14 protein-coding genes and 1 pseudogene are annotated in these 14,952 nt (G+C 71.9%); 6 read left to right on the plus strand and 9 right to left on the minus strand.

Annotated features, from left to right (window positions below; all coding sequences use genetic code 11):
• Positions 1–37: 37 nt before the first annotated feature.
• A complete protein-coding gene (locus tag C1I93_RS20215) occupies positions 38–2,650 on the minus strand; it encodes a glycoside hydrolase family 9 protein (RefSeq protein ID WP_111244873.1) in 2,613 nt (870 codons plus the stop codon).
• A gap of 218 nt (positions 2,651–2,868) precedes the next feature.
• On the opposite strand from C1I93_RS20215, the gene C1I93_RS20220 reads away from it, so the two are divergent.
• Entirely contained in the window at positions 2,869–3,597 is a 729-nt protein-coding gene (locus C1I93_RS20220) for a PP2C family protein-serine/threonine phosphatase (RefSeq protein ID WP_111244874.1), read from the plus strand.
• 19 nt (positions 3,598–3,616) lie between these two features.
• Here C1I93_RS20220 and hrpB read toward each other — a convergent pair whose 3' ends face one another.
• Genes hrpB through C1I93_RS20235 form a run of 3 tightly spaced genes read right to left on the minus strand, consistent with a single transcriptional unit; the run spans position 3,617 to position 7,267 of the window.
• Positions 3,617–6,121 carry an ATP-dependent helicase HrpB gene (gene hrpB, locus C1I93_RS20225; RefSeq protein ID WP_111244875.1) on the minus strand — a complete coding sequence of 835 codons (2,505 nt, stop codon included), beginning with the start codon at positions 6,119–6,121 and terminating at the stop codon, positions 3,617–3,619.
• Positions 6,122–6,167: 46 nt separating this feature from the next.
• Positions 6,168–6,380 carry a DUF397 domain-containing protein gene (locus tag C1I93_RS20230; RefSeq protein WP_111244876.1) on the minus strand — a complete coding sequence of 71 codons (213 nt, stop codon included), beginning with the start codon at positions 6,378–6,380 and terminating at the stop codon, positions 6,168–6,170.
• 44 nt (positions 6,381–6,424) lie between these two features.
• Entirely contained in the window at positions 6,425–7,267 is an 843-nt protein-coding gene (locus C1I93_RS20235) for a helix-turn-helix domain-containing protein (protein ID WP_111244877.1), read from the minus strand.
• A 140-nt stretch (positions 7,268–7,407) separates the two neighbouring features.
• On the opposite strand from C1I93_RS20235, the gene C1I93_RS20240 reads away from it, so the two are divergent.
• The 3 genes from C1I93_RS20240 to C1I93_RS20250 are packed head-to-tail and all read left to right on the plus strand — an operon-like array spanning position 7,408 to position 10,182.
• Positions 7,408–8,034 (plus strand): GOLPH3/VPS74 family protein, encoded by a 627-nt coding sequence (locus C1I93_RS20240; RefSeq protein ID WP_111244878.1) that lies wholly within the window; start codon positions 7,408–7,410, stop codon positions 8,032–8,034.
• Positions 8,035–8,071: 37 nt separating this feature from the next.
• Positions 8,072–9,598, plus strand: coding sequence for an APC family permease (locus tag C1I93_RS20245; protein WP_111244879.1), 1,527 nt, complete (start codon positions 8,072–8,074; stop codon positions 9,596–9,598).
• Entirely contained in the window at positions 9,595–10,182 is a 588-nt protein-coding gene (locus C1I93_RS20250) for a GNAT family N-acetyltransferase (protein ID WP_111244880.1), read from the plus strand. Before C1I93_RS20245 ends, C1I93_RS20250 begins: the two co-directional genes overlap by 4 nt.
• Before the next feature lie 51 nt (positions 10,183–10,233).
• Here the strand turns inward: C1I93_RS20250 and C1I93_RS20255 are convergent, their stop codons facing one another.
• Positions 10,234–11,058, minus strand: a complete 825-nt coding sequence (locus C1I93_RS20255) for a SigB/SigF/SigG family RNA polymerase sigma factor (protein WP_111244881.1) — start codon at positions 11,056–11,058, stop codon at positions 10,234–10,236.
• A 374-nt stretch (positions 11,059–11,432) separates the two neighbouring features.
• Between C1I93_RS20255 and C1I93_RS20260 the strand changes: the two genes are divergently transcribed.
• On the plus strand, positions 11,433–12,155 hold the full coding sequence (locus tag C1I93_RS20260; protein WP_181445246.1) for an acetoacetate decarboxylase family protein: 723 nt from the start codon (positions 11,433–11,435) through the stop codon (positions 12,153–12,155).
• Here the strand turns inward: C1I93_RS20260 and C1I93_RS32970 are convergent.
• A pseudogene (locus C1I93_RS32970) lies at positions 12,084–12,239 on the minus strand (phospholipase); the annotation flags it as partial. The gene C1I93_RS20260 and the pseudogene C1I93_RS32970 sit on opposite strands and share 72 nt — an antisense overlap.
• 228 nt (positions 12,240–12,467) lie before the next feature.
• Here C1I93_RS32970 and C1I93_RS32615 point away from each other — a divergent pair.
• A complete protein-coding gene (locus C1I93_RS32615; protein ID WP_258378311.1) occupies positions 12,468–12,596 on the plus strand; it encodes a hypothetical protein in 129 nt (42 codons plus the stop codon).
• Positions 12,597–12,642: 46 nt separating this feature from the next.
• On the opposite strand, the gene C1I93_RS20270 is transcribed toward C1I93_RS32615, so the two are convergent.
• From C1I93_RS20270 to C1I93_RS20280, 3 genes are all read right to left on the minus strand, one after another.
• Positions 12,643–13,632, minus strand: coding sequence for a pirin family protein (locus tag C1I93_RS20270; RefSeq protein ID WP_111244884.1), 990 nt, complete (start codon positions 13,630–13,632; stop codon positions 12,643–12,645).
• Between the two features lie 11 nt (positions 13,633–13,643).
• A complete protein-coding gene (locus C1I93_RS20275; protein WP_111244882.1) occupies positions 13,644–14,126 on the minus strand; it encodes a MarR family winged helix-turn-helix transcriptional regulator in 483 nt (160 codons plus the stop codon).
• A 140-nt stretch (positions 14,127–14,266) separates the two neighbouring features.
• The gene (locus C1I93_RS20280; RefSeq protein ID WP_111244883.1) at positions 14,267–14,854 is read right to left on the minus strand and encodes a YflT domain-containing protein; all 588 of its coding nucleotides are present in this window, start codon (positions 14,852–14,854) and stop codon (positions 14,267–14,269) included.
• Positions 14,855–14,952: the final 98 nt, after the last annotated feature.

The raw sequence follows: 14,952 nt of genomic DNA on the forward strand, positions 1-14,952 counted from the left end.
GGTGGGGGCCGGTCGCCGACGGCGCCCCACCCGGCGATCAGGAGACGGCGCAGGGGGCGCCGTTTACCGTGATCAGGTACGGGGACGGGTTGGCGAGGGCGCCGGTGGTGGCGTTGAAGCCGAACATCTGCGTCCCGCCGGGAGCGATCCGGGAGTTGTACGACTCGTTCTTCGCGGTCACCGTGGCACCGGACTGCGTCACCTTCGCCATCCACGCTTCACGCACCTTCGCGTCACCGGTGAACGCGAAGCGGGCCGTCCAGCCGTTCACCGCGGTGGTGCCGGTGTTGCGGATGGTCAGCTGGGCGGTGAAGCCGGTGCCGCCCTGCCAGGAGCCGTAGTTGGTGTAGGTCACCGCGCAGGTGGGCGCCGGGACCGCCCGCGAGTCGCCCTGGTCGGCGAGGAACGAGGCGATCCAGGCCAGCGCCGAGTTCCAGTTGATCGCCACCTCGTTCGTCGAGTACGAGGCGATGTCGTCGACGTAGCAGAACATCGGGGCGCAGCCGGCGAGCAACTGCTCGACGAAGGGGTCCTGGAGGTCGGCGTTGGGTCCGCCGGCCAGCGAACCCGCGGGCGGCTTGGGCATGCTCGGGTCGAGTTGGTGGCCGAAGATCCGGCTGTGCTGGTTCTCCGCCGCGTGCTCGCCGTAGCCGGTGACGTAGGAGATGTTCAGCGCGTTGCGGCCGAGGATGTAGTCCATCGCCTGCACCGCGCCGTCCCGGTACTTCGCCTGACCGGTCAGGTCGAAGGCGGTGGCCAGCACCACGGCATTGTTGATCACGTTGCTGTTGCCGCCCCAGAAGTAGCTGCCGGCATCTCCGGACATCGGCAACCCGTACGCCTGCCGGGCGATCTCGGCGAGGTAGCGGTCGGCGGCGGTGGTGACCGACGCCCGGACCCGGGTCAGCTCGGCGGCGGGCAGCCCGTTCGGCACGGTGGCCAGGTCGAGGCGACCCAGCGCGGCAACGCTCGCCCAACCGAAGCCCCGGGGCTCGAACACGTCACCGGTGTGGTGCGGCGACGCGGTCAGGTCGGTCAGGTAGGCGCGTTCGCCGGTGGTCAGGTACAGCTCGGCGGCGGCCCAGTAGAACTCGTCGGTGACATCGCTGTCGCTGTACGCGCCACCGCCGTTGCCGTCCGCCGGGTCGGCGTACCGGGTCGGGTTGGCCTTGGCCGCCGCGTACGCCGTCTTCGCCGCGGTGCCGCAGCGCTGCGCGAACGCCTTGTCGTACGGGGCGAACAGCCGGGCGCACTGGGCGGCGACGGCGGCCAGGTTCAGGGTGGCGGCGGTGGACGGCGGGTGCAGCTCGCGCGGCTCCGGGTCGTCCTCGGGCTGCAACGGCAGGCCGGTCCAGTTCCGGTCGTGGATCTTGTGGTGGGCCATCCCGGCCAGCGGCTTGCCGGCCGGCACCTGCATACGCAGCAGGAACTCCAGCTCCCAGCGGGCCTCGTCGAGGACGTCCGGCACCCCGTTGTCGCGTTCGGGCACCCGCAGCGAGCCGTCGCCGAGGGCGGTGCCGAAGCCGGCGGTGGCGGCGTTCTTGGTCCGCTCGAAGGTGCTCAGCAGCTGGTAGGTGGCGATGCCGCCGTTGACCACGTACTTGCCGTGGTCGCCTGCGTCGTACCAGCCGCCGCGTACGTCGAGCCGGTAGTCGCAGACGCCCGCCTGGCAGGGCACGTCGGTGTCGCCCTGGTTCGGGGCGACGCCCAGGTGTCCGGCCGGGCGGGCGTACTCCTCGCCGACCAGGTCACCGTCGATGGCGATGCCGCTGCGCTGGATGTAGAAGAACTGCAACGCGTCCGAGCGGAGCTGGTCGTAGAGCGTGCCGGAGATGTCGAACGGGTGGCTGACCTCTCCGTCCACGGCGAGCGTGAGCCCCCGCCCGGCGGTGCGGTACGACGAGAAGTCGACCGAGTGCACGTTCTGCGCCGAGGCCGGGTCGACGCCGCGCGGGGTGGTGGTGCCGCTGGCCAGCACGCCGCCGGACGCCGAGCGCAGCTGCCAGGGCAGCGCCGTGGTCGCCTCGGTGACCACTGTCGCGTTCTTCGGCCCGCTGGGCAGGTAGCCGACCTGGTTGACGCGCACCCGTGGGCCGGTGTCCGGCTCGTACGGCTCGGGCGGGTTGCCGCCGCGCAGGGAGACGTTGTCCAGGCAGATGGTCTGCTCCTCGGCGCTGCCGCCGACCTGGAAGATGAGCTGTGCGCGCGGGTCGTCCTCGGGCGCCACGAAGGTCCGCTCGATCCGCTGCTGGCTGGGCGTGGCGGCGGCCACCACGCTGTAGTAGCCGGTGTACGGCGCGTTGCCGAGTTGCAGCACTGCGGTGACCGAGCTGCCGGGGGTCGCGGTGACGTCGAAGCCGAGGGTGTACTCGGCGCCGCCGACGAGCGGGACGGCGTCCTGGCCGATGCCGGCGTCCCAGGGGTTGGCCAGCCCGCCGGAGACGGTGGTGCAGAGCTGGCCGTCGGTCACCCCGAGCGGTCCGGTGCCGAAGGAGAACCACGGCGACACGCCGTCGCTGAAATCGCCGTTGGTGATCTGTTCGGGAGCGTCGGCCGGGGGATCGGCGTAAGCGGTGCCGGCACTCGGGCCGACAAGCGCCATGGTGGTCACCGCGGCGAGCACCGCGAGACGACGTCGGGATGGCGTCACGGTATTCCTTCCGACGAGCGGGACGGGAGCGTACGAGGTGGCGGATTGACCTGGGAGCGCTCCCAGGTATCGGGCATGTTTCCAGGACGCGCGGACCCTGTCAATCGATCCGGTCCGATGCGATCCGGGTGTCGAGGGCAGTGAGATTCGCCGCGCCACGCCCGGTCCTCCTGATCTCCTAGAGACAACCGCGCCCTTCGCCTGGCAGGCTGCGTGCCATGACCCTGAAGCTGCGTTCCGCCGGGACGAGCGACCGTGGGCTGATCCGCAGCGGCAATCAGGACGCGGTACACGCCGGCACCTGGTTGGTCGCCGTCGCCGACGGCATGGGCGGCATGGCCGCAGGCGACCTGGCCAGCTCCATCGCCATCGAGGCGATCGCCCCGCTGGACTCGGAGACACCCGAGGACGCCCTGGTCGCCGCCCTCCAGAGCGGCATCCAGCTCGCCACCACCCGGATCCGTCAGGCGGTGGCCCAGGACCCGCAACGGCAGGGGATGGGCACCACGCTCACCGCGCTGTTGTTCGCGCGTACCGGTAGCTGCCTGGCGCTGGTCCACGTGGGCGACTCGCGGGCGTACCTGTTCCGCGACGGCGTGCTCAAACAGATCACCCGGGACGACACCTTCGTGCAGATGCTCGTCGACCAGGGCCTGATTACCCCCGACCAGGCCAGCAGCCATCCCCGCCGCGCCGTGGTCACCCAGGCGTTGCAGGGCGACGAGATCTCCCCGGCGTACGCGACGATGGTGCCCCGGGCCGGCGACCGCTGGCTGCTGTGCAGCGACGGGTTGTCCAACGTCGTCCGCGCGGACACCCTGGCCGAGGTGCTGGCCGGTCACCCGGACCGCGGCGCCTGCGCGCAGCAGCTGATCGACCTGGCGCTCCGCGCCGGTGGCCCGGACAACGTCACGGTCGTCGTCGCCGACGTGGTCGACGAGGACTGAGCCGGGCGGCTCGGCCAGGTCAGCGCCGCCGCCCACCCGCCCGGGTCGGCGGCGCCGTGGTGGGGTCGTCCGGCCACGGATGGCGGGGGTACCGGCCCCGCAGCTCGGCCCGGACCTGGCGGTAACCGGTGCGCCAGAACGACGCCAGGTCGGCGGTGACCGCCACCGGCCGCCCCGCCGGGGAGAGCAGGTGCAGCAGCACCGGCACCCGTCCGCCGGCCACCTGCGGCGCGTCCGCCCAGCCGAACGTCTCCTGGAGCCGGACCGCGAGCACCGGCGCGCCGGGATCGGTGTAGTCCACCCGGATCCGGGAGCCGCTGGGCACGGTGATCCGTTCCGGGGCCAGCTCGTCCAGCCGTCCCGCCAGCGGCCACGGCACCAACCGGCGCAACGCGCCTGCCACGTCGATGCGGGCCAGGTCCGCGCGGCGACGCGCGGCGGCCAGCTCCGGGCCGAGCCAGTCGGCCGCGCCGGCCAACAGCGCCTGGTCGGAGACGTCCGGCCAGGCGTCGCCGAGCACCTGCCGGCAGAACGCCAGCCGTTCCCGCAGCGCCCGCGTCGCCGGGGTCCAGGTCAGCAGGTCGAGCCCGACGCTGCGCAGGCCGGTCAGCAGGGCTGCGGCGACCTGCTCCGGGTCGGGCCGGGACAGTGGACGTTCGACCAGCTCGATCGCGCCCAGCCGGACCACCTCCCGGGCCACCACGTCGGTCCCGGACCAGGCGACCTCCCGATCGGTACGCGACAACGGCGCGCCGGCCTCGCGGGCGGTGCCCTCGTCGAGCGCGGCGGCGAGCCGGATCCGGGCGGTCGGCGCGCCGGGGGAGCGGTCCGCCACGGCCACGGCGAGCCAGTCGGCACCGGCCAGCGCCGACCCCGGCGCCAACTCCGCGGCGGTCCCACCGCTCATCAGGTACGCCGTGCCGCCCGATCGCCGCACCCGGGCCAGCCGCTCCGGGTACGCCAACCCGACCAGCAGCCCCGCGGCGAGATCGTCGGGCAGCGCCGCAGATCCGTCGCCACGGGTGGGTAGGGCGCTGCGCAGCCGGCGTACCTCGGTCCGCCAGCGGGCGGTCGCGGCGGGGTCGGTGCCGGCGCGCAGCCGGCGCCAGACGGCGGCGACGTCGTCGCCGGGCCGGGCGACGGACTCCTCCGCGAGCAGCGCCACCACCTCGGCGGCCCGGTCCGCCCCCACCCGCTGCGCCCCGTCGAGCAGGGCACGGGCCAGCCGGGGATGCGCTCCGGTGGCGACGATCGTCCTGCCCCGGCTGGTGATCCGGCCGTCCGGGTCGAGGGCGTCGAGGGTGCGTAAGGTCTGCCGGGCCACCGCCATCGCCGCCGGTGGGGGCGGGTCGGGCAGGGCGAGCCCGGTGCCGTCTGGCGCACCCCAGGCGGCCAGTTCCAGGGCGAACCCGGTGAGGTCGGCGGTGGCGATCTCCGGCTCCGGCTGGGCGGGCAGCCGTTCGTGGCTGGCCTCGGCCCAGCAGCGGTAGACGTGGCCGGGTGCCTCCCGGCCGGCCCGGCCGGCCCGCTGGGTGGCGGCGGCCCGGGACGCCGGCACGGTGACCAGCGCGCCCAGTCCCCGGGCGAGGTCCAGTCGGGCCACCCGGGACAGGCCGGCGTCCACCACCGTGCGTACCCCCGGCACGGTCAGGCTGCTCTCCGCCACCGCCGTGGCCAGCACCACCCGACGGCGCGGCCCCGGCCGCAGGGCGGCATCCTGCTCACCGCCGTCCTGACGGCCGTGCAGCCGCAGCACGTCGACGTTGTCGCGCAGGTCGGCCAGCCGGCCGGCGACGGCGGCGATCTCGCCGACTCCGGGCAGGAAGACCATCAGATCGCCGGCACGCTCGCGCAGCGCCCGCCGGACCGTGGCGGCGACGTGGTCGAGCAGGACCCGGTCCACCGGGCCCGCCCCGGGTGGCGGCACCGGTCGGGGCGGCGGCGTCCAGACCCGGGTCACCGGGTGCAGGGCCGCCGAGGCACGCAGGATCGGCGCGGGTGTGGCGCCGCCGAGCAGCGCGGCGAAGCGGTCGGCCTGCGGGGTCGCGGACATCGCCACCAGCCAGAGGTCGGGTCGCAGCGCGGACCGGGACTCCACGGTGAAGGCGAGCGCGAGGTCGGCGTCGAGTTGTCGCTCGTGGACCTCGTCGAGCAGCACCGCGCCGACGCCTGCCAGTTCGGGATCGTGGTGCAGCCGGCGCACCAGCAACCCGGTGGTGACCACCTCGACCCGGGTACCCGGACCGCTGCGGCGCTCACCGCGCACCGCGTACCCGACCCGGTCGCCGACCCGCTCACCGAGCAACGACGCCATCCGCCGGGCCGCCGCGCGGGCGGCCACCCGGCGCGGCTGGGCGACCAGCACCCGCCCGTCGACCGCGCCGGCCACGGCGAGCGGCGCGAGCGTGGTCTTGCCGGTGCCCGGCGGTGCGACGAGAACGGCGCTCCCGGCGGCACGCAGCGCCGCCACCAGGCCCGGCAACACCGGCCGGACGGGCAGGTCGAGGGCCACGTCGGAAAGCACAGCCCAGTCTCCCACCACGCCCGCGACACCCCCGTCGCGCCGGCGGTCAGCCTGCCGTGGCTACGCCCTCGCCGGCGGGGAGGCGGGCGACGAAGGTGCTCCAGGCAGACGGGGAGAAGGCCAGGACCGGACCGTGGCGGTCCTTGCTGTCCCGGACCGCGACCCCGCCCGCGACGGTGGTGACCTCGACGCAGTTGCCGTTGCCCACACTGCGCGAACTGGTGCGCCACTTCGCCCGGGAGAGGTCGAGCGCGGTCATCGCGATCCCCTTCGTCGTAACCGAAAGTGATCGCGTTGCGGCGATCACGTAAAGTGGCGAGAAGCTTCTTTCAGGCGGACCAGAGATGCCGTCGGATCGAGCGCCAGATGGCAGAGCCTCTCGTGCACAAGGCTATACGAGCGCACCTGCGCGGCCTCCTCCAGTGCCAGTCCTGTGCTGAGATTTTCCAGGTAAACCACGGCGGCGTCGGCGGCGTCGGCGAAGGTGAGGAGGACGTACGGTGAATTCATCGCCGGGTGCCCGCCGGCGTCGAACGGGAGTACCTGGATGGTGACGTTCGGTAGCTGAGCCACGGTCTCCAAATGCGACAGTTGGCCGACCATGACGGCCCGATCGGTGACACGTCGTAACAACACTGCCTCGTTCAGCACCACCGACAACTCGACCGGCTGCTCACCCCGCAGCACGTCCTGCCGGCGCATCCGGGCGGCCACCTTGCGGTCCAGATCGTCCTCGCCCGCGGTCAGCCGGTAGATCTCCCGGGCGTACGCCTCGGTCTGCAACAGGCCCGGCACCGCCTCGGCCTCGTAGGTGCGCAGGGTGGCCGCCTCGGCCTCCAGCCCGACGTAGAACTCGAACCACTCCGGCAGCACATCGCTGTAGTGCTGCCACCAGCCGCGTTGTTGCGCGCCACGGGCGATCTCGATGAGCGCCTCGGCGTCGCTGCCGGTGACCTGGTACAGCGCCAGCGCGGCGCGGACGTCGCGCGGCTTGATGCCGATCTGGGCGTTCTCGATCCGGGACAGGTTGCTCTTCGACATGTCCAACTGCCGGGCGGCGATATCGAGGGTCATCCCGGCGCGTTCGCGCAACTGACGGAGTTCCCGGGCGATACGGCGGCGGCGGACGGTGGGGCTCGCGGTCACCCTCCGAGTCTGTCACGGGAATATGCGCAGGTCGCATCAGCACGGAGTGCAACCGCCGAAAACGGGAGTTGCATTGCAGTTGCGCCGGGTGCATCCTTTCCCGGGTCAGCGATCAATGGACGGTCGGACGGGGAGGACGTTTGCTCATCGCCGACGAGTTCTTCCTGATCGCGCACAACGACACCCGGGGCAAGGCGAAGCTGCACCCGGCCGCGACAGGTCTCGGGTTGGCCGCCGGACTGCTCGGCGAGCTCATCCTCTATGGACACATCACCGTCGCCTCGGCGCAGGTCACCGTCATCGACAGGCGCCCGCCGGCCGACGCGCTGGCGCACACCGTGCTGGACCAACTGATCGGCGAGGCCCAGCACCAGGCGGTACGCACCTGGCTCAGCTTCCTCGCCCAGACCTCGGTGGCCTCGGTCGGGGAGCGGCTGGCCCGGGCCGGCGTCCTGCGTCGGCAGGAGAGCCGGCGGCTGCTGCGGACCACAGTCACGTACCTGCCGATCGACCTCAACGTGGCCGCCTGGCCCGCCACCCGCCTGCGCGCGGTGCTGGAGCGGGCGGAGCCGCCAGGCGTGCCGGACGCGTTGTTGCTCGGTCTGGTCGCCGCCGCCGGGTTGACCCGCGAGGTGCTGTGGAGCGCGGGCCCTCGCGCCCACCACCGGCTCAACCTGATCGTCCCGGCGTTGCCGGCCCCCTTGAAGGAACTCGTGGCACACACCGAAGCCGCCGTGGGCGCGGCCGTGCTGCGCGGCGCTCCCTGACCCGGTATCCCCTCACCCCCTTCGAACCGGAGCAGTCATGTCCTCGACAGCGACAACCAATAGACCGAGCAACGTCTCCGACGCCCTCGCCCGCGGCCGCCTCGGTGTGCCGTCGGTGGTCTTCTTCGTTCTCTCCGCGGCGGCACCGCTGACAGTGGTCGCCGGGGTCGTCACCACCGGCTACGGGGTCATCGGGGTGCTCGGCATCCCGTTGGCGTTCCTGGCGGTGGCCGCGGTGCTGGCCCTGTTCGCCGTCGGCTACGTGGCGATGGCGCGGCGCATGGCCAACGCCGGCGCCTTCTACGCGTACGTCTCCCGGGGCCTGGGGCGTCCCGCCGGGGTGGGCACCGCGTGGGTCGCGCTCATCGCGTACAACGCGCTCCAGGTCGGCCTCTACGGCACCATCGGCGCGGCGGCCACGCCGGTGCTGGACCGGCTGTTCGGGATCGAGCCACTGTGGTGGATCGTGGCGCTGGTGGCGTGGGCGTTGGTGGCGGTGCTCGGCCTGCTCCGGGTGGACATCAACGGGATGGTGCTGGCCGCGCTGCTCTGCGCCGAGATCGCCATCATCGTGGTCTTCGACATCGGCCAGCTGAGCAACCCGGCCGGCGGCAGCGTCAGCTTCGCGGCCTTCTCACCCGACAACTTCTTCGTGCCGGGGCTCGGCGCGGTGCTGGTGCTGGCGATCCTCGGCTTCGTCGGCTTCGAGGCGTCGGTGGTGTTCAGCGAGGAGAGCAAGGACCCGAAGCGCACCGTGCCGATGGCGACGTACCTCTCCGTGGCGATCATCGCGGTCATCTACGCGCTCTCCTCGTGGAGCATGACAGTGGCCGTCGGCCCGGACCGCATCGCCGAGGAGGCTGGCACCCAGAGCGTCGATCTGATCTTCAACCTGGCCGGGGCGCAGCTCGGCGACACCGTGCTCACCATCGGGCAGGCGCTCTTCCTCACCTCGGTGCTGGCGGCCATGATCTCGTTCCACAACACCACCGCGCGGTACGCCTTCGCGCTCGGCCGGGAGCGGGTGCTGCCTGCGGTGTTCGGGCGCACCTCGCCGGCGACCGGCGCGCCCCGGGCCGCCTCGCTGGCGCAGAGCGCGCTCGGGCTGCTGGTGATCCTGCTGTACGCGGTGAACGGCTGGGACCCGGTCCTGCAACTGTTCTTCTGGCTGGGCACCAGTGGCGGGTTCGGCGTACTCCTGCTGATCGCGACGACCGCGGTGGCGATCATCACGTACTTCGCCCGCAGCGGCGAGCCGGAGACGCTGTGGCGTCGGCTGTTCGCCCCGGGGATCGCGGCGATCGCGCTGATCGTGATCATCGTGCTCGCCGTGCAGAACTTCGCCAACCTGCTCGGCGTCGAGCCGGATTCGCCGCTGCGCTGGATCTTCCCGGCGGTCTACCCGGTGGCGGCGCTGCTCGGTGTGCTGTGGGGGCTGGTGCTGCTCCGTTCCCGCCCCGACACGTACGCCCGCATCGGCCTGGGCGCGGAGAGCGCCGCAGCCGTGCTGCCGGCCGCGCCGAGCACCGAGCCGGCGCCGGTCAGCACTGAGGTGCGGCGATGACGCAGTCGGACATCCACCGGCTCGACCTGCCGGATGCCCGCTGGGTGGCCGAGCGGATCGCCGAGGCGTTCATGGTGCTGGACCAGCCTCGCTGGCTGGTCCCGGACGAGGCCCAGCGGGAATCGGTGCTGGCCGCGCAGTTCGAGATCCTGGTCGAGCACGCGATGCGGCACGGGCTGGTGTTCGGCACCGCGGACCGCGACGGTGTGGCGGTCTGGCTCCCGTCGGTGGGTGACCCGCTGCCGCCGCCGGAGGACTACGACACGCGGCTGGCCGCCGTCTGCGGGGAGTGGACGCCGCGCTTCGCGCATCTCGACGAGTTGTTCGCCGCCCACCATCCGCACGCCGACCACCATCACCTGGCGTTGCTGGCCGTTCGGCCGGACCGTCAGGGTCGGGGCGTCGGCAGCGGCCTGCTGCGCCACCACCACGCCTGGCTGGACGCCAACGGCATGCCTGCCTATCTGGAGGCGAGCAGCGAGATCAGCCGGGATCTGTACGCGCGGCATGGTTACCGGGTGTCGGAGCCGTTCCGGTTGCCCGACGGCACGCCCTTCTGGCCGATGTGGCGGGATCCGGCCTGAGACACGACGGTGGCCGGGTCCGACGAGACCCGGCCACCGTCACCACCCCCTCTAGTACGTTCCGTCGAGCTGCCCCCGCAGCTTCGTCAGCGCCCGGGCCAGCAGCCGGGACACGTGCATCTGCGAGACGCCGATCTGGTCGGCGATCTGCGACTGCGTGAGGTTGCCGTAGAAGCGCAGCGTCAGGATCTTCTGCTCGCGCTCGTCCAGCGTGGCCAGCGCCGGGCCCAGCGCCACCCGCAGCTCGGCCAGCTCGAACTCGCTGTCCTCGCCGCCGAGCATGTCGCCGAGCTCGGTGGCCCGGTCGCCGTCACCGGTCGGGGTGGACAGCGACACCGCGTTGTACGCGCGGGCGCCTTCCAGGCCCTCCAGCACTTCTTCCTCGGTGAGCTTGAGGTGTGCGGCGATGTCGGCCACCGTCGGCGAGCGGCCCAGGGTCTGTAGCAGCGAGCTGTTGGCGTCGGAGATGGCCAGCCGCAGTTCCTGCAACCGGCGGGGGACGCGGATGTCCCAGGTGCGGTCGCGGAAGTGCCGCTTCAGCTCGCCGATGATGGTGGGGATCGCGTAGCCGGCGAAGTCCACCCCACGGGTGGGGTCGAACTTGTCGATGGCCTTGATGAGGCCGACGGCTGCGGTCTGGGCGAGATCGTCGGTGGGCTCACCGCGGCCGCTGTAACGGTGGGCCAGGTGGTTGGCCAGCGGCAGCCAGGCCTCGATGGCCCGGTCGCGCAGCGCGGCCCGGGACGGGTGCCCGGCCGGCAGCGCGGCCATCGCGTTCAGCAACTCGGTGGCGCTGTCGGTGAGCGCCCGGGGGTCGAGCTTCGGTACCGCGGTCGGCGCGGCGGTTGCCGGCTCGCTGATCGTTTGCGCGGTCATGGTGGTCCTCCCTGCACCTCGTCCGCGGATAAAGACGTGACGCTTTGGTGTAGCTGGTGATAGCCGTTCGGGAGTCACCATAGCCTGATCGTCTCCCGGAAATCTAGCCGAACGGACGATGTACTTAAGTTATTTTCCTCCACAAAAACCATTAAATCGGGCGCGGGAGCTAGATCCGGGACGGCGAAACAAGACTCAGGGTTGGTTTCGACCGGCCGATTCGTACGGGGAGTGGTTCGTCCACCCCGGGGAGTAAGGGTCGGTCGCCGGACTGTCGGCTTTCCGTCGTTGTCCGATCATCGGACCCGCCGTAGCGTCGCGGAGGATCTCTCGTCGGAGGCGCTGTGCTCGACCCTGCCGTTCCTCAACTCGTCGTGAACAGCCGTACGCTCCATGTCAGCTGGCTGCCGGCGGATCCGGAGGCGGTGGCGGCGCTGGTCCCGGCCGGGCTGCGCCCCCACCCGGACCGGCAGGTCTTCATGAACCAGTACGTGGTCGACGACGAGAGCCAGACCAGCGGCTTGGGCTCGTACTCGCTCGCCTACCTCGGGGTGACACTGGCCGGCGCGGACGCTCCCGACGGGGTGACGCCCGGCGGTTGGTGGACGCACTACGTGACGTCGAGCGATCGGGTCCGCGACTACGCCCTCGCCCGCGGCGCCCCCGCGCTGCCCGGTCACACCACGATCACCGTGCGCCGCGACCGGGTGGCCACCGAGACCGTCATCGACGGGGTGCCGGTGATCCGCACCCAGGTGCGGATCGGCGAGACCGGACACGACGTGCGCAACGGGCACCACAGGTACCTCACCGCGCTGCACGGTCAACTGGTCAGCAGCATCTACCCGGTCGTCGCCGAACCGGTGAACCCGTTCGAGATCGAGTCGGTGGAGTTCCTGGAGCCCGCGCATCCGATCTACGCGCTACGACCGGAGAACCCGCTCACCATCGCCTGGGGCTATTACGCTCCCCGCTCGTCGTTCGCCTACCCGGGTGGGTTGAGCCTGCTGGGCGAGCTGGAGCCGTCACCAACTGCCGGCGCGCCGGGCCCGCAGCGGCCGGCCGTCGGGATCGTAGACCAGCCGGTAGGCCGGTAGCGCCCACGCCCGCGTCCACCAGGGCAGTCGTCCGGCGCGGTGCGGTCGCAGCCGGCCGGGTGGTCGTGGCCCCACCCGGCCACCGTGAATCAGCGGCTCGACGAGGTTTCCACTCGACCAGACGGGTAACTCAGAGTCCGGGTTGCCACGTTCCGGTGCGGTGAGGAACCAGTCCCGCAGCGCCAACGTTGCTGCCCTCCCCAGGTTGACGACACACGAACGGCACGAACTCGTGGATCGCTTCCGACGCCGGTGACGGCGTCGAGATCCGTGCCGTCTGCACCGGTACCCGACGTACGAGGAGGCCACACCATGTCCGGCAAGCCGACGAACTCCGTCACCGAGCACCGTGAGCACGCGGTGGAGAGCGAGCGGGGGGCGCTCTTGGCCGTACTGGTGATGGTGCTGCTCGGCGTGGCCGGCATCTTCGCCGTCTCCTGACGCCCGCCGCGCGAGCCCCCACCGCAGGCTCGCGCGGCGGACCAGGTCAGGGGCGTTCGCCCTGGCCGTCGGTGTGCGGCAGCCGCTGCGCCGGGACCACCCCGAGCCGGCCGGCCTGGTAGTCCTCGAACGCCTGGATCAGCTCGTCCCGGGTGTTCATCACGAACGGGCCGTAGTGCGCCACCGGCTCCCGGATCGGCTGGCCGCCCATGATGTAGAGGTCCAGGGCCGGAGTCCGGCTGTCCTGCCGGGCGTTGGCCCGCAACCGCAGGGCGTCGCCCGGACCGTGCACGGCGAGCTGACCGGTGCGTACGCCGCGCCCGTTCGCACCGACCGTGCCGCGACCGCCCAGCACGTAGACCAGGGCGTTGAAATCCGGCCGCCAGGGGAGGTCCACCTGCGCACCGGGCTCAACCGTCACGTGCGCGACGGTGATCGGGGTGTGGGTCGAGCCCGGTCCCTGGTGTCCGGCGATCTCACCGGCGATCACCCGGATCAACGCGCCGCCGTCCGGCGTGGTGAGCAGCGCGGCCTGGTTGCCCCGGATGTCCTGGTATTTCGGCGGGCTCATCTTGGCCACCTTGGGCAGGTTGACCCAGAGTTGAGTGCCGTGGAACAGGCCGCCACTGACCACCAGGTGCTCCGGCGGCGCCTCGATGTGCAGCAGGCCACTGCCCGCCGTCATCCACTGGGTGTCGCCGTTGGTGATGGTGCCGCCACCGCCGTGGGTGTCCTGGTGCTCGAAGATCCCGTCGATGATGTAGGTGACGGTCTCGAAGCCCCGGTGCGGATGCCAGCTGGTGCCCTTCGGCTCGCCGGGCGCGTACTCCACCTCGCCCATCTGGTCGAGGTGGATGAACGGGTCGAGTTCGCTCATCGGCACTCCGGCGAAGGCCCGGCGCACCGGGAAACCCTCGCCCTCGAACCCGCTGGGTGCGGTGGTCAGCCGGCGGACCGGCCGGATGGTGGTGGTGGACTCGTCGAGCCGGGGCAGCCGGGGCAGGACGAGGACGTTGTCGACGGTGATGGCGGGCATCATGGGCTCCTTCAGTTGTCGCGGGGGGCGGTGGACACTTTCTCGGCCCCCTGCAAGCGCCGGCCGAGTCGGGTGAAGATCCTGTTCAGGCAGGCGACCTCGGCGTCGTCGAGATCGTCCATCAGGTGCGTACGCACCGAGTGCAGGTGGTGCGGGGCGGCCTCGCGCAGGGCCAGCAGCCCGGCGGCGGTGAGCACCGCCTCGCTGCCCCGCCCGTCCTCCGGACAGGGCTGCCGGGCCACCAGACCACGCCGCTGCATGGACGAGATCTGGTAGGTCAGCCGGCTGGGGGAGAAGACCAGGCGGCCGGCCAGCTCGCCCATCCGCAGCCGATGCCCCGGCACCTCGGCGAGCAGGACGAGCACGTGGTAGTCGGCGAAGCTCAGCCCGCTGGCGTCGCGCAGGTCGTCCTCAAGCCGGGTGAACAGCCGCTGGCTGGCCTCGATGTAGGCCCGCCACGCGCTCAGGCGGTGGTGGTCCAGGCTCTCGGTCATGTCCCCACGATAGCTCATCATTCAAATTTTAACAATAGGGCCGGTCGTCTGGCAGATGTGCCTGTGTAGCGCAGTGGTGAAGGTTTTAAAAAAGTGCGCCGGCCGGGCGTTCTGTGCCACCCGGCCGGCGCGACCGCGCGCTAGCCCGCCGCCTGGGGCGTACGCGCGCCCGGATGAATTCGGCCCAGCAACTGGCGGGCCTGGTCGGCGAAGCCCGCCTCGACGGTCACCGCGTACTGGCTGGCGCGTAGCGAACTGGCCGAGGTGAAGTCCCGTCGCCCGCCGGTCATCGCGTGCGCCACGGCCCCGAACACGGCACCCCAGATCGCACCGATGACCAGGCCGGCCAGGACCACCGCCAGCCAGTTCCCGACCGTGAAGATGCCGAACAGCAGCCCGATGAACAGGCCGAACCAGGCACCCGTACCGGCGCCGATGAGGGTCGCGCGGCCGGTGCTCATCCGGCCCAGCACGGTCTCCACCAGGGTCAGGTCGGTGCCGACGATCGCGGTACGTTCCACCGGGAACCGGTTGTCGGCCAGGTGGTCCACCACCCGCTGGGCGGATGGATAGTCCGGGTACGACCCGATTGTCACGGTTGGTGGCCCGGTGGGCGGCCCGTGGCCGTCAGCACCCGGTGCCGCCACCCGGCCGCCCGGCCCCGGTGGGAGGGTTCCCCCACCTGTCACTCCGGGTTGCCAGGCCGACGGATTCGACTGCGCACTCATGCTCTCCACCTCCCTCTCCTCCCGCGCCTTCCCCGAGACCCTGGTGCGAAACGGCCCGAGGGCGTCCGCGCGCCAAGATCCCGGGGTCGGGGTGGGGT

Origin of the sequence: Micromonospora endophytica (genome assembly GCF_003236305.1) — a bacterium.
GTDB lineage: Bacteria > Actinomycetota > Actinomycetes > Mycobacteriales > Micromonosporaceae > Micromonospora > Micromonospora endophytica.